Origin of the sequence: Streptomyces sp. NPDC016845, assembly GCF_044332585.1 — a bacterium.
In the GTDB taxonomy this organism is placed as follows: Bacteria; Actinomycetota; Actinomycetes; order Streptomycetales; family Streptomycetaceae; genus Streptomyces.
On sequence record NZ_JBIRPI010000076.1, the window covers coordinates 1 to 1,412 of the forward strand.

General features: G+C 71.7%; 1 protein-coding gene. It reads right to left on the reverse strand.

All coding sequences use genetic code 11. The annotated features are described in order from the left end of the window. On the reverse strand, positions 1 to 1,412 hold a 1,412-nt coding region (locus ACH4RC_RS42485; protein ID WP_398210514.1), incomplete at both ends, for a condensation domain-containing protein.

The following is a 1,412-nucleotide window of genomic DNA, read 5'->3' on the forward strand; positions in this document are numbered from 1 at the left end:
CTGCGGCACCCGCCCCTCCACCCGCGCCGTATACGCACGAGTCAGATCAGCAGCGAGCGGACCCAACGACCAACCGTCCCCCGCGACGTGATGCACGACCAGCAGGAGTACGTACTCCTGCGCCGTGAGCTCGAAGAGGTCGGCGCGCAGCGGGGGTTCAGTGGCCAGGTCGAAGGCGTACCTGGCCGCTGACTCCAGGGCCTCCGGCAGCTCGGTCTCGGTCGTGAGGGTGACGGCGAGGTGCGGGACGGCCGCGTCGGGGGTCAGTATCTGCTGGCAAGGGACGCCCTCGGCCTCGGGGAACACCGTCCGCAGGCTCTCGTGCCTGGCCACCACGTCACCGAGAGCGGCACGCAGCGCATCACGGTCCAGCTCACCGCTCAGCCGCAGGGCCAGCGGGATGTTGTAGGTGGCGCTCGGCCCCTCCATCTTGTGGATGAACCACAGCCTGCGCTGGGCGAAGGACAGCGGCATGGTCTCAGGTCGTCGACGGACGGTGACGGCCAGGCGTCCGGGTGCGGCGGTGTCGAGGAGTGCGGCCACCGCGGCCGGCGTCGGACCCTCGAACAGCGCGCGCAGCTCCAGCTCCACGCCGAACGCGGCACGGATCTGGGCGATGAGACGGGTGGCCAGCAGCGAATGCCCGCCCAGGTCGAAGAAGTCGTCGTCCACGCCGACCCGAGCCAGACCCAGCACCTGCGCGAACAGATCGCACACGATCTGCTCCTGCGGCGTACGCGCCCCGCGTCCCGACCCGGCCGACGCGAACTCCGGCGCGGGCAGGGCCGCCCGGTCCAGCTTGCCGTTGGCCGTCAGAGGAAGCCGGTCGAGGAGGACGATGGCGGACGGGACCATGTAGTCCGGCAGATGGTCGCGGGTGTGGTCACGGAGCTTGGCGACCAGAGCACCGGTGCCACGGCGGGCGGCGGGGTTGGTCGCCCATGTGGACAGGGGCGCGGTGGACGCGTTGGTGTGCAGCGCGGCGTAGGTGCCGACGGGCGCGCGGCCGGCCAGCAGGCCGCGGTCGACGAGGACCACGTCCACGGCGTCGGTGTCCCGGGTGTTCCAGGTGATGCCGGTCCAGTAGCCGAGCTCGTCGCCCAAGGCGCGGAAGGCCTCGATGCCGGTTGCCGGGGCGGTGCGGCGGTCGGGCAGAGGTGTGCCGTCCTCGAGGGCCTGCCACACGGCGAGTTCGTGGGTGAGGCGGGGGTTCGGGACGCCGGTCAGGCGAAGTTCGGCAGGCCGGTCGGACATCAACTCCTGCCTCAGACCGTCGAGGTTGGCCTGGGTGTCGGCGTGCGCGAGCCAGGGCCGGGCGGGGGCGTCGTCGAGGGCGTGGGTGGTGATGCCGGTCTTGTAGAGGGTGGCGTCGTAGCGGTAGCGGGTGAGTTCGTTGTGGGCGGTGCCGCGCT